At 25.8% G+C, this 17,758-nt stretch carries 14 protein-coding genes; 12 read left to right on the top strand and 2 right to left on the bottom strand.

Annotated elements, in window-relative coordinates:
* The first annotated feature begins 6 nt into the window (after positions 1-6).
* Positions 7-1,074: a class II fructose-bisphosphate aldolase gene (gene fbaA, locus CRU93_RS09310; RefSeq protein ID WP_129103930.1), complete on the top strand. Its 1,068-nt coding sequence runs from the start codon at positions 7-9 to the stop codon at positions 1,072-1,074.
* A gap of 9 nt (positions 1,075-1,083) precedes the next feature.
* Here the strand turns inward: fbaA and CRU93_RS09305 are convergent, their stop codons facing one another.
* Positions 1,084-1,467 (bottom strand): biopolymer transporter ExbD, encoded by a 384-nt coding sequence (locus tag CRU93_RS09305; protein ID WP_129103929.1) that lies wholly within the window; start codon positions 1,465-1,467, stop codon positions 1,084-1,086.
* 2 nt (positions 1,468-1,469) lie between these two features.
* The gene (locus CRU93_RS09300) at positions 1,470-1,952 is read right to left on the bottom strand and encodes a MotA/TolQ/ExbB proton channel family protein (RefSeq protein WP_129103928.1); all 483 of its coding nucleotides are present in this window, start codon (positions 1,950-1,952) and stop codon (positions 1,470-1,472) included.
* A gap of 64 nt (positions 1,953-2,016) precedes the next feature.
* Between CRU93_RS09300 and CRU93_RS09295 the strand changes: the two genes are divergently transcribed.
* From CRU93_RS09295 to CRU93_RS09245, 11 genes are all read left to right on the top strand, one after another.
* Positions 2,017-2,907: a 1-aminocyclopropane-1-carboxylate deaminase/D-cysteine desulfhydrase gene (locus tag CRU93_RS09295; protein WP_129103927.1), complete on the top strand. Its 891-nt coding sequence runs from the start codon at positions 2,017-2,019 to the stop codon at positions 2,905-2,907.
* A gap of 74 nt (positions 2,908-2,981) precedes the next feature.
* Positions 2,982-5,855 (top strand): ABC transporter substrate-binding protein, encoded by a 2,874-nt coding sequence (locus CRU93_RS09290; protein ID WP_164967662.1) that lies wholly within the window; start codon positions 2,982-2,984, stop codon positions 5,853-5,855.
* 111 nt (positions 5,856-5,966) lie between these two features.
* Complete coding sequence (locus CRU93_RS09285) at positions 5,967-6,443, top strand: shikimate kinase (protein ID WP_129103968.1); 477 nt, start codon at positions 5,967-5,969, stop codon at positions 6,441-6,443.
* A gap of 8 nt (positions 6,444-6,451) precedes the next feature.
* Entirely contained in the window at positions 6,452-7,750 is a 1,299-nt protein-coding gene (gene hisD / locus CRU93_RS09280) for a histidinol dehydrogenase (protein WP_129103925.1), read from the top strand.
* Positions 7,751-7,752: 2 nt separating this feature from the next.
* Positions 7,753-8,052 (top strand): DUF2018 family protein, encoded by a 300-nt coding sequence (locus CRU93_RS09275; RefSeq protein ID WP_129103924.1) that lies wholly within the window; start codon positions 7,753-7,755, stop codon positions 8,050-8,052.
* A 9-nt stretch (positions 8,053-8,061) separates the two neighbouring features.
* Positions 8,062-8,958, top strand: a complete 897-nt coding sequence (locus tag CRU93_RS09270; protein WP_129103923.1) for a polyprenyl synthetase family protein — start codon at positions 8,062-8,064, stop codon at positions 8,956-8,958.
* Between the two features lies 1 nt (position 8,959).
* Positions 8,960-10,267: a glutamyl-tRNA reductase gene (gene hemA / locus CRU93_RS09265; protein ID WP_129103922.1), complete on the top strand. Its 1,308-nt coding sequence runs from the start codon at positions 8,960-8,962 to the stop codon at positions 10,265-10,267.
* Between the two features lie 7 nt (positions 10,268-10,274).
* Positions 10,275-11,978: a proline--tRNA ligase gene (locus tag CRU93_RS09260; protein ID WP_129103921.1), complete on the top strand. Its 1,704-nt coding sequence runs from the start codon at positions 10,275-10,277 to the stop codon at positions 11,976-11,978.
* An 8-nt stretch (positions 11,979-11,986) separates the two neighbouring features.
* Positions 11,987-12,802 (top strand): mechanosensitive ion channel family protein, encoded by an 816-nt coding sequence (locus CRU93_RS09255; RefSeq protein ID WP_129103920.1) that lies wholly within the window; start codon positions 11,987-11,989, stop codon positions 12,800-12,802.
* Entirely contained in the window at positions 12,774-14,177 is a 1,404-nt protein-coding gene (locus tag CRU93_RS09250) for a CCA tRNA nucleotidyltransferase (RefSeq protein ID WP_129103919.1), read from the top strand. Before CRU93_RS09255 ends, CRU93_RS09250 begins: the two co-directional genes overlap by 29 nt.
* A gap of 71 nt (positions 14,178-14,248) precedes the next feature.
* Positions 14,249-17,758, top strand: a 3,510-nt coding sequence (locus CRU93_RS09245) for a hypothetical protein (protein ID WP_164967661.1), incomplete at its 3' end; no start/stop codon positions are given.

Here is a 17,758-nt window from a genome sequence, read left to right as displayed (position 1 = left end):
ATTTAAGTGGGTGTATTTGATGTAGTTAAACCTGGAGTATTAAGTGGGAGTGAATCAAAAAAACTTTTTGCATATGCAAAAGAGAATAGTTTTGCAATTCCTGCAGTGAATGTAGTTGGAACAGATTCTGTAAATGCAGTTTTAGAAGCTGCAAGTAAAGTTAACTCTCCAATTATTATTCAATTTTCAAATGGTGGAGCACAATACTTTGCTGGAAAAGGACTTAAAACTCCTGATGCAGCTGTATTAGGTGCAATTTCAGGAGCTATGCATGTTCATGCTATGGCAAAATCATATAATGTTCCTGTAATTTTACATACAGATCATGCTGCAAGAAAGCTTTTACCTTGGATTGATGGGTTACTAAGCGCAGGTAAACAACATTTTGAAGCTACAGGACGACCTTTATATACATCTCATATGCTTGATTTAAGTGAAGAGTCTTTAGAAGAAAATGTTTCAACTTGTGTTGAATATTTCAAAAAAATGAATCAAATTGATATGATGATTGAGATTGAATTAGGTATTACAGGCGGAGAAGAAGATGGTGTTGATAATACAGGAATTGATAACTCTTTATTATACACACAACCAGAAGAAGTTTGTTATGCATATGAAAAGTTATTAGAAGTTGGTAAAAACTTTACAATTGCAGCATCTTTTGGTAATGTTCATGGTGTTTATAAACCAGGTAACGTTATTCTTTCACCAGTAATTTTAGAAAATTCTCAAAAATACATAAAAGACAAACATAATACAAATGATAAACCAGTTGATTTTGTATTCCATGGTGGTTCAGGGTCTGATCTTAAAGATATTAGAAATGCAATTGAGTATGGTGTAATTAAAATGAATATTGATACAGATACACAATGGGCATTTTGGGATGGTGTAAGAGCATTTGAAGCAAAAAACCATGATTACTTACAAGGTCAAATAGGAAATCCAGATGGTGATGAAAAACCAAATAAAGGATACTATGATCCAAGAAAATGGCTAAGAGCTGGTCAAGAATCTATGATTGCAAGACTAGAAGTTGCATTTTCTGATTTGCAAGCACTTAATAAAAACTAAGAAATTTTCTTAGTTTTTATTTGTTATTAAAGCTAGATTATTTAAATTATATTTCTGAAGTAAATCTAAAACTTTTACTACTCTTTCATATTTTACATCTTTATCTATTCTTACTACGATTGGTTTTTGTTTATCTTTTATTTTTTCCAAACTATTTTCTAAATTCTTAAAAGTGACTTCTTTCCCTTTTATTGCAAGAGTTTTTTCATTTAATTCTATATAAACTTGTTTTTTCTCTACTTGCATCTCTTTTGCACTTGAAGATGGAAGATCTAACATAAGTGCAAGTTGTTCTTTTTTAAATACAGATGTAACAATAAAAAATATTAGTAAAATAAATACTACATCTATTATGGGAGTTAAATCTGCTCCTAATGTTTCTCTTCTTTTCATTATTAATCTTTTTTATCTTCTATTAGATCTTTTTTTGCTTTTAATTCAATTGCATCAATTTGTGAAATAAAGTGATTATATGCAATATGATGAGGGATAGCAACAATAAGACCTGCAATTGTTGTAATAAGTGCAATAGAAATTCCACTTGAAAATACAGTTGGATCTCCCAACCCTTTTGCTGTAATTGTTTCAAATGCCTTAAAAACTCCATAAACTGTACCTAATAATCCAAGAAGTGGAGCAATTGATGCAATATTTTTTATATATGTTAATCCAATTTCTAGTTTTTGAACTTCATATTCAATTTGTGCATTAATATTATTTTTTGATAAATCAATTTTATCTTTAATCTTTTTTATCATTGCATTTTTTCTAGGAAGTGTGAAAAATTTCCAAAAAATAATTGTAAATCCTATTATATTAAGAAAAATAAGAATATATACTATTATTCCACCTTTATCAATATATTGCATTAAATTCATATAATTACCTTTTAATTTTTTCCATATTGTACAAAACTTTTGTTAATAAATGCTACAATCACATATGAAATTTACAAACTCACCTATGCAAGAAGTAACATTTAATAATAGAAAACTGTATATAAAAAGAGATGATTTGTTAGATACACATTTCTCTGGAAATAAAGCCAGAAAATTCTATTATTTTTATAAAAATGATTTTAAAAATATAAACAAATTAGTTTCATATGGTTCTGCTCAAGCTAATTCACTATACTCAATGTCTGTTTTAGCAAAGCTTAGAGGATGGAATTTTGAATTTTATGTAAAACATATTGCATCTTTTTTAAAAAATAATCCCCAAGGAAATTATAAAGCAGCTTTAGAAAATGGTGCAAAAATTATTGAAAAAAATGTTGAAGATTTAAACTGCTTTATAAAGAAGAATATCTATCAATGTGATGATACTTTATATATACAAGAGGGTGGACGAGAAAAAGAAGCAAGTTATGGTATTGAAATATTAGCAAATGAGATAAAAACATGGCAACATGAAAATGACATTAAAGATTTGCTTGTTTGCTTACCAAGTGGAACAGGAACAACAGCTCTTTTTTTACAAAAATATTTAGATTGTGAAGTTGTAACTTGCTCTTGCGTAGGCAAAGATGAATATCTAAAAAAGCAGTTTTTTATGTTAGAAGAAAATGAAAAGTATCATCCTAAAATATTAGAAAAACCTAAAAATTATCATTTTGGTAAATTGTATTTGGAGTTTTATGAAATATATAAACAATTAAAAAAACAAACAAATATTGAATTTGATCTTTTATATGATCCTTTAGGATTTATTAGTTTATTTAACTCTTCTTATATCAAAACTAATAGAACAATTGTTTATATTCATCAAGGTGGAATACTAGGAAATCCTTCAATGATTGAAAGATATAATAGAAAGTTTTGTTTCAAAAAATAATGGTATAATTTATTACTAAATTTAAAAGGTTAGTTTTGGTTTTTTTTAGAGTTTGTTTATTATTTTTATTATTTATGAATATATTATTTGCTAATACACCTGATATTAAAAAAGTATCAATTCAATTAAATTGGAAGTATCAATTTGAGTTTGCTGGATATATTGCTGCAATTGAAAAAGGCTTTTACAAAGATGCTGGTTTTGATGTAACATTAAAAGAGTATAAATCAGGTATTAATATTCAAAAAGATGTGGAAAATGGTGTATCTACTTTTGGAATTTATGATACTTCAATTATAGATTATTATGATAAACATAAACCTATTATATTACTTGCAAATTATTTAAAAATTTCACCTTTAGTTTTTATTACAAAAAAAGATATTTATTCTCCATTAGAATTAAGAAATAAAAAAATAAGCATAAGTTCATTTGAATTAAAAAACTCATCTTTAAAAAGATTACTTGATAAATTTAAAATTGACAAAAAAGATATAAATATAGTTCCTTTTAGTTCAGTTCAAAGTTTTATGGATGGTGAAATTGATGCAATAAGTGCATTTATAACAAATGAACCTTATATTTTGGAAAAAAATAGAATTGATTATAATATCATAAATCCTAGAAATTATGAGATTAACAGTTCAGGAGAAAGCCTTTTTTCTTCATTGAATTATGTAAAGAAAAATAGAAAAAATATAAGAAACTTTATTGATGCTACAAATAAAGGTTGGAAATATGCCTTAACTCACAAAAAAGAGTTAATTGATATTATTTATAATAAATATTCAAAGTATAAATCAAAAGAAGCTTTGATGTATGAAGCTAAAAAAATAGAAACTCTTATGCTATTGGGTGCTTATAAAATAGGTGAAATAAGAAAAGACTTATTTACTATGGTTTTAGAAGAAGCAAAAGCAACAAAAAAAATTGATGAAGATGTAAAAATAAGTGATTTGATATTTTCTTTAAGTAAATATTCAAAAGATTATGCTTTTTCAAAAAATGAGATTAAATATTTAGATAAAAAAGATAAGATTACAATGTGTATTGATCCAAATAGAATGCCTTATGAAAAATTTGAAAAGGGTAACTATATTGGAATAATTGCAGATATTATGAAGTTTTTTGAAAATGAAATACATGTTCCACTTGAAGTATATCCTACAAAATCATGGAAAGATACTCTTCTTGCTATAAAACAAAAAAAATGTGATATTGTTTCTGAAATTATCAAAACAAAAGATCGTGATACTTATATGAATATTACAAAACCATATTTAAATTTCCCATTAGTTATTGCTACTAAAAAAGATGTTAGATATATAAATAGTTTAAATGATATTATCGGAAATAAAAAGATTGCAATAATAAAAGATTATGCTTTTTATAAAAAATTAAAAGATAAATTTCCTAACATAAATTTTGTTAATGTAAAATCTCTTGATGAAGGCTTACAAAAAGTAATGGATAATTCAATATTTGCTTTTATTGATAGTGTTACAACAATTGGTTATAAGTTACAAAATAGCTATTTTTCAGAGATAAAAATATCTGGTAAACTTGATGATACTTTTAATTTAAGTGTGGGTGTAAGGGATGATGATGCATTACTTTATTCAATTTTTGAAAAGCTTGTTCAAAAACTTCAGTTATCTAAAAAACATGAAATTTTAAGAAAGTGGGTTAATGTTAATTATGATAATAATGTAGATTACAACTTCTTTTGGAAAGTTTTAATTATATTTTTTATTATTATATTTATAATCACATATAGATATAAAGAAGTATTAGATAATAAGAAAAAAATACAAGAAGAAAGAGAGAAGTTAAAAGAAAAAAATAAAGAATTAAAAAAGACTCAAACAGCACTTCAAGAATCAATTCAAAGTTTTGAAGTATTGTTGGATTCTACAATGGAAGCTGTACTAGTTTTTAGAGATCATAATTGTATTGATATTAATAAAGTAGGTTGTAAACTTCTAGGATATGATAATCCAGATGAAGTAATTGGACAAGATTTATATCATCATGTTCATGAAGATTTTATTGTAACTTTAAAAGAGTCACTAAATAAAAATTTAGATTTTTATGAAATAGAATTTATTAAAAATGATGGAACAACATTTCCTGCATTAGTAAAAGATAGATTTATTCATATAAATGATGAAAAAGTTAAGTTATTTACGATTATGGATTTAACAGAATTGAAAAATAAAGAAAGATTATTATTTAAACAGTCTAAACTTGCTTCAATGGGTGAAATGATAGGAAATATTGCCCATCAATGGAGACAACCACTTAGTTTAATTTCTACAATTTCCACAGGATTAAAATTGAAATTAGAGACTGGATTAGATGAAAAATCTGAGTCAATTGAGTATTTGGATAAGTTAAACTCAACTGCTCAACATTTATCTTCAACTATTGATGATTTTAGAAACTTTTTCGCTCCAGATAAAAGAAAAGAAGATTTTGCAGTTTTAGATATGGTCAACCAAAATTTAGTTTTATTAGATAGCATTTTTAAAACTAACTTCATTGAAGTAATTGTAAATATAGATAAAAATTTAAAATTAAATACTTATAGAAATGAACTAACACAAGCATTACTAAATATCTTAAATAATGCAAATGATGCATTTAAAGAACAAAATATTATAGAAGATAAATATATTTTTGTTGATTCATATAAACACAAAAATAATATAATAATTACAGTAAAAGATAGTGCAGGAGGAATACCTGAAAATATTATAGAAAACATATTTGAACCATATTTCACAACAAAGCATAAAAGTGATGGAACAGGTATTGGACTTTATATGACTTATCAAATAGTAAATGAGCATATTCACGGTAATATAGAAGCATATAATAGTAAATATAGTCATAATAAAAAAATGTACAAAGGTGCAGTTTTTAAAATATCTATTCCAATAGATTAAAAATTGATTTTAATCATTTAGAGTTTTACTTAAATTTAGCTATAATCTTACCCTATAAAAATCATAAGGGATATTTTTTTGAAGAAGGGTAATATTATACTTGTAGGGTTTATGGGTGTAGGTAAAGGAACTATTGCAAGGCAAATAGTAAAAGATTCATCTTTATTTGCTATTGATACTGACGATTTAATTGAAAGTATGGATAACAGAAAAATAAAAAAAATTTTTGAACAAGATGGAGAATCATATTTCAGAAATTTAGAAAAAAAATGCGCAATTTGGCTTGAAAATAATGTTTTTAATACTTTAATTTCTACAGGTGGTGGTTTTTTTAAACAAGAAAACTTGAATAAAATAGGAAAAGTTATCTATCTAGAATCTAGCTTTGAGGGTATTTTAAATAGAATTTACAATTCTGAGAATGCTCAAAGAAAACTTAAAAAAAGACCTCTATTAAATAATTTAGAAGAAGCAAAAAAACTTTATGATATTAGAATACATGAATATAAAAAAGTTGCCGATATTGTAGTTAATGTGGAGAATAGAAATACTACTGATATTGCAAAAGAAATATTAGAAAAGATATAGAGGGCATAATGAAGATTATTAATACAGAACAAGAAAATTTTAAAGAAGAATTTGATTCAATCTTAGCAAGAGCAAAGAGTGATATAAAAGGTGTTTCAACAATTGTTTCTAATATTATTAGTGAAATAGTTGAAGAGAAAAATGAAGCTTTAAAAAGACATATTTTAAAATTTGATAAATGGGAAGTTAGTAATGATGATGAATTACTTATTTCTAAAGAAGATATGAAACAAGCTTATGAAAATATAAGTGATGATCTAAAAAAAGCTCTACACACTGCATATGATAGAATTAAAACTTACCATGAAAAACAATTACCAAAATCATGGATTGATTTTGAAAAAAATGGAACTGTATTAGGACAAAAAGTAAGTGCAGTTGATAAAGCAGGATTATATATTCCTGGTGGAAAAGCAGCATATCCAAGTAGTTTACTAATGAATGCAATCCCAGCAATTGTTGCAGGAGTTGAAGAGATTGTTGTATGTACTCCAACTCCAAATAACGAAGTAAATGAATTATTACTTGCAGCTTGTTATATTTGTAATATTTCAAAAGCATTTAAAGTAGGTGGTGCAAGTGCGATTGCAGCGATGGCTTACGGAACTGAAACTATTCCTAAAGTTGATGTAATAACTGGTCCTGGAAATATTTTTGTGGCAACTGCCAAAAAACTTGTATTTGGTGAAGTAAATATTGATATGATTGCAGGTCCAAGTGAAATTGGAGTATTAAGTGATAGTAGTGCAAAACCAAAATATTTAGCAATAGATTTACTTTCACAAGCAGAGCATGATGAAATGGCAAGTTCTATTATGATTACAGTAGATGAAGAAGTTGCTACTCAAACATCAATGGAAGTAGATAAATACTTAGAAACTCTTAGTAGAAAAGAAATAGCTTCTAAATCAATAAATGATAGAGGAGCAATTATAATTGCTAAAGATATGGATGAAGCATGTAAATTAATGAATGAAATTGCTCCTGAACATTTAGAAGTTATGACTTCAAATCCCTTTGAATTACTTCCTAAAATAAAACATGCAGGTGCAATATTTTTAGGAGAGAATACTCCTGAACCAATTGGAGATTATATTGCTGGACCAAACCATACTCTTCCAACTGGAAGTACAGCAAAATTTTATAGTCCTTTAAATGTAGAGAATTTTATGAAAAAATCATCAATTATTAATTTCTCTTCAGATGCAATTGATGAATTAGGTGAAGCTTGTGCAATATTAGCTGATACTGAAGGTCTAACAGCTCATGCAGAATCAGTTAGGGTTAGACTAAGAAGGGAAAAATAGTAATGCCTAATTATGAAGCTTTATTTGAAGATGAAGATGATTTATTTGCAGGTACACCTAAATCCAAGTTTTTAGATGCAATAAAAAATGCGAATACACAAATAGTGGACGAAGAATTAGATAGAATAATAGAAAAATATGCAATTATGGAATTACTTTTGAGTGAAAACAAAGGTGATGACTTTGACATAAACAGAGTTTTAGAACAATATAGTTTAAAAAATAGTCAACAAGTTGAAGAAATGAAAAAGAGTTTATATATTGAGTTTACTGGTGAAGTAATACAAAGATTAGACTCGTAAGGTTTTAAATTGATAGAGTTAGAAAAAGTAAAAGAACAAATACAAAAATTTATAGTTGAATGTAATGATGCAAAGTGTGTTGAGTTATTGGAAAAACTTGCAACAGGTAAAATGTTAAGAAGTAAATTGATTTTAAAAATTGCAGGTGTAAATAAAGAGTCAATAAAACTTTGCGCTATTGTTGAAATGATTCATGCCTCTTCACTTTTACATGATGATGTAATTGATGAAGCTGATACAAGAAGAGGAAAACCTTCTGTTAATGCACTTTATGATAATAAAACATCAATTATGTTTGGAGATGTCTTATATTCAAAAGCTTTCACAGAGTTAACACAAATGCCAAAAGATATTGCATATACAATTTCAAATGCAGTTACACTTTTAAGTATTGGTGAAATGTTTGATGTAGATTTAACTGAAGAGTTCAACACTTCATATGATAAATATTTTGATATGATTTATAAAAAAACTGCATCATTAATTGAGGCTGCTGCAAAAGCTGCTGCTCTTTTAGCACAAAAAGATGAGAATAAATTTGCATTATATGGTAAAAATTTAGGACTTGCTTTTCAAATGATTGATGATATTTTAGACATCACTCAAGATTCAACAACACTAGGAAAACCTGCAATGTTAGATTTTGTTGAAGGAAAAGTTACTATTCCTTATTTATTATTATTTGAAAGAACTGAACATAAAGATAAATTAAAATCATTATATAAAAAACAATTATCAAATGAAGATGCTTTATGGATTAAACAGCAGATGCTTGAAACAAATGCATTAGAAGATAGTATAAAACAAGCAAAAGAATTGGGTCATGAAGCTATAAAAGCAGTAGAAAATGAAAATGATGATTCTTTAGTTCAAATTATGACTGCAATGATAGAAAGAGAGTTTTGATATGAGCTATTTAGTAATTAGTTTTTCACATAAAAATACTGATATTCAAATGAGAGAAAAATTAGCTTTTCCCCATGAAGCGGATAAAGATAGATTTCTAAATCAAATTACAAAAGAAAAAGCGATTAAAGAGGCAATTTTATTATCAACATGTAATAGAGTAGAGATAATTATCTCTACTTCAAGTGTCTCATATGCTACAGAATTTATTTTAGAAAGATTAGCTTCATATTCTGCAATTGAATTTGAAGATTTAATGCAAAGAGCAGATGTATATGATAATGATGGTGCAATTCATCACTTGTTTTCAGTTGCTTCAGCACTTGATTCTTTAGTGATTGGTGAAACGCAAATTGTTGGACAATTAAAAGATGCTTTTAGATTTTCTTTAGGAAAAGGTTATTGTCACCAAAACTTACCAAGAGCACTTCATTATGCATTTAAGTGTGCAGCAGCAGTAAGAACTGCAACAACTTTAGGAACAGGTTCTGTTTCTGTTGCTAGTACAGCTGTATTAAAAGCAAAAGAAGAGATTGGGAATGAAGAAGGTGTAAAAGCTTTAGTTATTGGTGCAGGAGAAATGAGTGAATTAACAGTTAAGCATCTACTTTCAAAAGGTTTTAAAGTTGTTTTAACAAGTAGAGATATAAAAAAAGCGACTATGCTTGCACAAACTTTTGAAACAGGTGTAGAAGTTCAAGATTATGCAAACTTAAAAAAACTGTTAAATGAAATTCCAGTAATGATAACTGCAACATCTGCTCCTTATCCAATAATTACAGAAAATATGGTTGAAGAGTGTAATTTTGATAGATATTGGTTTGATATAGCAGTTCCAAGAGATATTGATGATATTGAATCACCAGATTTGAAAATCTTTACAGTTGATGATTTACAATTTATTGTAAATGCAAATATGGAACTAAAAGCAAAACAAGCAAAAACTGCATTTGGTATTGTAGGTAAAATGTCAAAAGAGTTTTTTGAGTGGTTAAAAACATTAGAAGTAGAACCAGTTATAAAACATCTTCATTTAAGAGGTGAAGCTGTAATTGATAAAAAAGTTAATAATGCTATTAAAAAAGGATTTATTGACAAGGAAAATGAAGAAAATATTAGAAAATTATGCCAAACAGTTCTAAATGAATATCTTCATCAACCATCAAAAAAAATTAAACATTTATCAAAAAATATGGAATGTGATATAGTATTAGGAGCAGTTCAATCAATGTTTGAACTAAAAAATGATTCTAATATGTTAAATAAATATAAATGCGAACATGCAATGAATATAAATGAAAGAGGATAATAAATTAATGAAATTTTCAAGAATGTTTATACCAACTACAAAAGAAGCACCAAAAGATGCAACTTTAGCATCTCACCAATTTTTAGTTAGAGGTGGATTTATAAACCAAACAGGTGCAGGTATTTATAACTTTATGCCACTTGGAAAAATTGTATTAGATAAAATAAAAGCAATTGTAAAAGAAGAGATGGATAATGCAGGAGCAAATGAACTTCTTATGAGTTTTGTAACTCCTCTTGAACTTTGGGATCAATCTGGAAGATCAACACAAATGGGACCAGAGTTATTAAAATTTAAAGATAGAAAAGGTGCAGGATTTGTACTTTCTCCTACAAATGAAGAGACTGTAGTTGATATTGTAAAAAACAGAATTACTTCTTATAAAGATTTACCAATAAATCTTTATCATATAAATACAAAATTTAGAGATGAAGCTAGACCTAGATTTGGACTTATGAGAGGTAGAGAATTTCTTATGAAAGATGGTTATTCTTTTCACTCTTCACATGAAGATTTAGTAAGAGAATTTAACCTAATGGAAAAAACATATAAAAAAATTTATGAAAGATTAGGTTTAGAATTTAGAATTGTTGAAGCAGATAGTGGAGCTATTGGTGGAAGTGGTTCAAAAGAGTTTATGGTTTTAGCAAATTCAGGAGAAGATACAATTGCTGTATGTGATAGTTGTGATTATGGAGCAAATGTAGAAGCTGCAAAAAGAAAACCAAATAAAAAAGAATCATTGCAAACAAAACAGATAGAAAAAGTACATACTCCTAATTGTAAAACAATAGATGAAGTAAGTAGCTTTTTAAATGTTGATCCATATTATTCAATTAAAGCAGTTATAAAAAAAGCTTTATATGAAGACTCTTCTGAAGTTGTTGTATTTTTTGTAAGAGGAACAGATGAATTAGAAGAAACTAAAGCTTGTAATGCAGTTGAAGCTTTAGAGTTATTAGATGCTACACCTGAAGATTTACAAAGTGCAAATTTAGTAGGTGGTTATTGTGGAGTTATTGATTTACCAAAAGATATTAAAGTAGTAGTTGATAGTGAACTTAAAGATGATAATAATGTAGTTTGTGGTGCAAATGAAGAAGAATATCATTTAACAGGTGTAGATTTAACTTCATTAGAGTTAACTTTTAAAGATTTGATTTTAGTACAAGAAGGTGATAATTGTCCTCATTGTGATGGTAAATTATCTTATACTAAAGGCATAGAAGCTGGGCATATTTTCCAACTTGGAACAAAATATTCAAGTGCTATGAATGCAACATTTTTAGATGCAAATGGAAAAGCTCAACCATTCATAATGGGATGTTATGGAATTGGTGTTAGTAGATTAGTAGCAGCAGTTATTGAACAAAACCATGATGAAAAAGGTTGTATTTGGACTAAATCCACAGCACCATTTATGGTAGATGTTATTGTATCAAATGCTAAAAAAGATGATGAATTAGAAGTTGGTGAAAAAATTTATAATGAATTAAAAAATAATCAAATTGAAGCTATTTTAGATGATAGAAAAAATGCAAGATTTGGTTTTAAAATGGGAGATTTTGAATTAATTGGATTCCCATATGCTGTTGTTATTGGGAAAAAACTTAAAGATGGAATGGTTGAAATAGTAAATAGAAAAACATTAGAAAAAACTGATGTTTTAATTGATGAAGTTGTAGCAGAGCTAATTAAACTTATAAAATAGGAGTTATTATGAATCAGAGTGTTCAGACAGTATCAGATTTAATTGGTACTTATGCTTTAAATATTGCAATTGCAATTGTTATTTTTATTGTTGGTAAATGGCTAGCTTCAAAATTAACTGATATTTGTATAAAAATATTAACTAAAACTAAAAGAGTAGATGCTACTCTTTTAAGTTTTTTTAGAAACATAATTTATTACATTTTGATGGTTGTTGTTGCATTGACAGCATTAAAACAATTAGGGGTTGATACAACATCATTTTTTGCAATATTAGGTGCTGCTGGTTTAGCTATAGGTCTAGCACTTAAAGACTCATTAGGTAACTTTGCATCAGGGGTTATGATTATTTTATTTAGACCATTTAAAATTGGAGATTATGTTACTGCAGGTGGTTCAAGTGGTACAGTTGAAGAAATCTCAATTTTTAATACAATTTTAAAAACACCAGATAATCAAAAGTTAATTATTCCAAATGGTTCAATTACTCAAAATACAATAACAAATGTAAATGCTAATCCTACTAGAAGAGTAGATTTAGTTGTTGGAATTGGTTATGATGATGATATTAAAAAAGCAAAAGAGATTTTAGAATCTATATTAAAATCAAATGAATTAATATTACAAGACAAAGCAAATACAGTTGCAGTTTCTGAGCTTGGTGATTCTTCAGTTAATTTTGTAGTAAGAGGTTGGGTAAATACACCTGATTATTGGACTGTTAAATTTGATTTAACTGAAAAGATAAAAACTACTTTTGATAATGAAGGAATATCAATTCCTTTCCCTCAAAGAGATGTACACGTTTACAAACATAAAAACTAAACTTCCCAAAATTCTTATAAAGATATTACACTCTTTACAAGAAATTGGTGCAAAACCAATTCTTGTAGGAGGGTGTATTAGAGACTATTTTTTAGATATTAATTCTAAAGATTATGATATTGAAATTTTTAATATTGATAAATTAGAAAAAATTCAAAGTGTACTTAGTAAATATGGAAATGTAAAATTAGTAGGTAAATCTTTTGGAGTATTAACTTTAAGTGTTGATAACTTTGAATTTGATTTTGCACTAGCAAGAGAAGAAAAAAAAGTATCTTCTGGACATAAAGGTTTTGAAGTAATTACAAGTAAAAATATGAGCTTTGAAAAAGCTAGTTTAAGAAGAGATTTTACTATAAATTCTATTGGATATGATTATTTTGAAGACAAAATACTTGATCCTCATAATGGACTAAATGATTTAAAAAATGGTATTTTAAGATATGTAAATAAAAATACTTTTGAAGAAGATGCATTAAGAGTCTATAGAGCAGTACAATTTTGTTCAAGGTTTAACTTAAAAATAGAAGAAAAAACTTTTACTTTATGTCAAAGAATTGTTGATACACAAGAGTTTCAAGAGTTACCAAAAGAAAGAGTTTTTGAAGAGTTTAAAAAACTGTTTTTAAAATCAACTAAACCTTCAATTGGTTTTGAACTTTTAAGAAAAATAGATATATTAAAATATTTCCCAGAAATAAAAAACTTAATAGGTTGTATTCAAGATAAACAATATCACCCTGAAGGAGATGTTTGGATTCATACTTTGATGTGTATTGATGAATTAGCAAAAATTTTAAAAGAAAAAAATATAATAGATGAGTATAGAAAACTATATCTATTTTATGCTATTTTATGCCATGACCTAGGAAAACCTTTTTGTACTAAAGAGATAAAAGGAAGAATAACTTCTCATAAACATGAGTCTTTAGGTATTGAACCTACAAAAACTTTTTTATCAAAAATTACAAATGAAAAGAAATTTGTGGAGAAGATATTGCCATTAGTTAAATCTCATTTAGCACCTTTTCAATTGTATTTAGCAGATTCTTCACTAAAAGCAGTAAAAAGATTATCTTTAAAAGTAAATATTGAAGATTTGTGTTTTGTATGTTTGGCAGATTGTTTGGGGCGAGATATAAAAGATAAAGAAAAATGCCTAAAAGCAATAGATTGGTTACTAAATAAAGCAAAAGAATTAAATATTGAAAATAGTGCTTTAAAACCTCTTGTTCAAGGAAAAGACTTGATAAATCTAGGATTTAAACCATCAAAAAAGTTCAAAGAAATTTTGGATTTTGCAATGGATTTACAAATAGATGAAAACTTAACAAAAGATGAAATATTAGTAACAATAAATAATAAATACAAATAAAATATCATTACTTAATAACCAATTAAATTATTTTTGTATAAAATATCAAAAATTATAATTAGGTTATAAAAATGGGCAATAAATATAATGTTATAGAAGCAGGAGTAATACAATGTGCATGTGGAGGTAAAGTAACACTTACATCAACAGCAAAAGTAGAAAGAATAGCAGGAGCAAAGCCATTATATTTAACTGACATAATAGGCGCACCAGTAGATTGCCCAAGAAGTAAAAATCCTTGTACAAAAGTAGCTTCAGTATCAACTGCAGGAACAGAAACAAATGTAAAATCAACATCAAAATATTTTTTATTAAGAACAGATGGATTTAAAACAGATAAAGGAAGAGCAGTAGTTTTAGTAGATCCAGGACAAGGGACATCTCAAATAAGCTCGCCTCCAAGTATAGAAAGTAGTGTAGTAAAAGAAGAAGAACCACTAGAAGAGGCTATAAAACAAGAAGAACAGATAAAACAAACAGAGAAATACTCTTTATATTTAATAAGAAAAAGTGAAGATATATATAGACCACTTAGACCAACAAGAGCATTTTTAAAAAGTGATGATACATATGTAGGTAAAAAAGAGTTTGTTCAAATAAAAGATAATGTGCATGTACATACATTTGCATATGTATATATTATTCAAAATGATAAAATAAAAGAGTATAAAGTACTAAGTAGGGGAACTTTGTATAGTGAAAAACTTCAAGAGATATTTTTTGAAAATACAAAAACAAAAATAAAATATAACTATATTCCACTGTATGATGATACACAAACAACTATTTCATATAGTAGTATAAAACTTACAAATAAAGCAGATATTCTAAAACTAAAAAGACAAATAATAGATCCAAAACAACCAGATAATAAAAATAGTTTTTACTTTAAAGACTCAAATAGTATAAATAAAATAGTATTGACAGATGATGATTTAAAGACTGAAAAAAAATATAAAGTAAATGAAGAAGATAAAAATAAAAGATTAAATATTCTTTGTATAATAGAAGATATTTTAGCTCAAATAGAAGATATGTACGAAAGATACTATACAAACTATAAACTTGCATATGCTTATAATAATAGTATTATTGAAGATATAAGAAAGAAAAATAATTATACATATACAATTGCAAATATGGTTGATTATTTTTATTTTTCAAAAGAAGAAAGTACTTCTTATAAAAAAACAATTTTAGAATTAAAAAAGATATATAACGAAATTGTTTCTTTAGTTTTAACTGATTCAGAGTTTATTACACTATTAAAAAATTATAAAGATTTATCTCAAATAATAGAAAAAGATGATAAAAAAGTTGGTCAATCATATTTTCAACAAATTCAATTTTTAAAAAAAGATTTTTTTTCAAAAGAATTAAATGATGAAGAAAAAAGTAAAACACTAGGCGATGTTTATTATAGTAAGACAAATTTTAAAACAAGTGGAAATAATTTAAGTGTAAGATATATATATTTAACAAATATTATTAAGAAAACAAATAGAAGGTATGTAGCTAATTTACCAAGGATGGGATTTAAACAATTTACTTTTAATAGTAATAATGATGATTTTACTAAAATAAAAGATAATGCTTCATACGTTTTGGCAAATACTATTTTTACATTACTTTACAGTGAAAAGTTTGAAGATGAATTAAAGTTAAAAAAACAGTATTCAAAGTTAAATAGTTTGAGAAATAATTTCTTTTTAAAATTAAGACAAATAGTGCCAAAGCCAAATATTAATGATGATTCCATTGAAGATATACAAGATATAGTTGAAAATCAAACAGTTTATCATGAAATGATGGTAAAACCTATAAATTCTAGAGATAAGTTTTTAGAGGAATTTGAAAACTTAGATTATATAAAAAGAATCAAATCTTTTGAACAAAAGGGTGATAATACAAAATTTAATTCAAAATATTTATATTATGATAACTTAACGTATTTTAAAGATAAAAGTATTGAAACTCCTGAAAAGATTTTAGAAAAAATAGAAAAACAACTGCAAGATGATAAACTAAAAAAACTTTTAAAAACTTATGAAAATATAAGCATAGAAGATAATTTATCTTATGTAATATCTTGTATGAATATTGTATATTTATTATCTGCACCTAGAGTCTTTATAGATGAAGAGAGTGATAAAACTTCATTTTTTAATGAAACTTTAAATCATATCTATGAATTTGTTGTGAATTTAACAAAAAAGAGAATAGCTTTAGAAGATAATGAAAAAAATATAATAAACAAAAAATATCAAATTGCAAAATCATATTCGTATATGCAAACTAGATTAATATTAAATGATATTATATTTAGTAATTCTAGTAAAAAAGCATTAAATTTTTTAAATACTTTTAAAATAAAAATTGATGAAGATGCAAGAGAAGATAGTAAATATAAATATATAAATGACAGTGACCAAAATATAAAGAGTTTATCAAGAGAATATTTTGAAACACTAAAAAATATAGAAGGTGTAACTTCTAGTTTAGAAAAAATTTTAGAAAAGCAAAAAGATAGTTCTATAGAAGATATTAAAGGTTTAAATAAAAATTTGATTATGTCTTCTAAAACATATTCCACTCTAATAGCAATAGCAAATATTTCAGATTATCTTTTTTTTGATGATAGTAAAAAAAATATTAAAAATCATATTGGGTTTGTAAAAGATTTGACAGATGTCACTGTAAATATAGGTTTATTAATTAGTAAATATCCAAAAACACCTATGCATGTGTTGGAGTTGTTTTTTAAAGAAAGTGCTACTAAAGAAATAAGTAATTCAAGCAAAAGATTACTCTCTTTTATAGAAAAAAAAGTAGTAACAAAAGTTGCAGTATTAACAGTAGTGATAACAACTTCATATGATATTGTATGGCTGTATCAAAGAGAAGATTATGATGCTTTAACACTTACTTTATTTATTGGTTCATTTAATTTAGCAATTATTTTAGCTTCACCATCTTTGCCAATACTTATTGTTGGTGTATTATTGCAAATAGCTATGGGATTTATATTAAATGAATTTATTGATAGTGATTTGGATTTATATTTAAAAAAATCAATTTTATATAAAACAGTTGATTTTTCATTGTGGAAAAATTTGAGAGGTATTCCTCAAGATAAGATGTATCAAGCTCCATATTTATTTGAAATAACAAATAAAAATGAAAAATTGAGAGCAATAAATTCTGATGGTTTTAATAAACCAAAATATTTAATAGATTTTATTGGTAAAAATTATGATAAAAATAGAGAATATTTTGATACTGCATTAAGAAATGAACTAAGCTTTTTTAAATCATTATTATTTGGATATAAATTAGAAAAAGGTAGAATAAAAAGTCATCAAAAAGTAAAAACAATAAATGGATATGAGATTGATTTTTATGCTTATGAAGGATTAAAAATACCAAAAGTCATTGTAGAAGATAAGAAGTTTAAACTATATTTTTCTCCTTATAAAGATGAATATTTAGAATTTAATCGTAAATATTTAACTAAAAGTGGTAATTATGGAATTTTTAATTTCTTTCCACAAATGAATTCTTATTTTATTTTAAATACTTTT

The sequence above is a fragment of the Arcobacter sp. CECT 8985 genome, from assembly GCF_004116495.1.
Taxonomy (GTDB): domain Bacteria; phylum Campylobacterota; class Campylobacteria; order Campylobacterales; family Arcobacteraceae; genus Malaciobacter.
The sequence above is the reverse complement of the archived record's forward strand: the minus strand, read 5'-3'. Positions and strand labels throughout refer to the sequence as shown.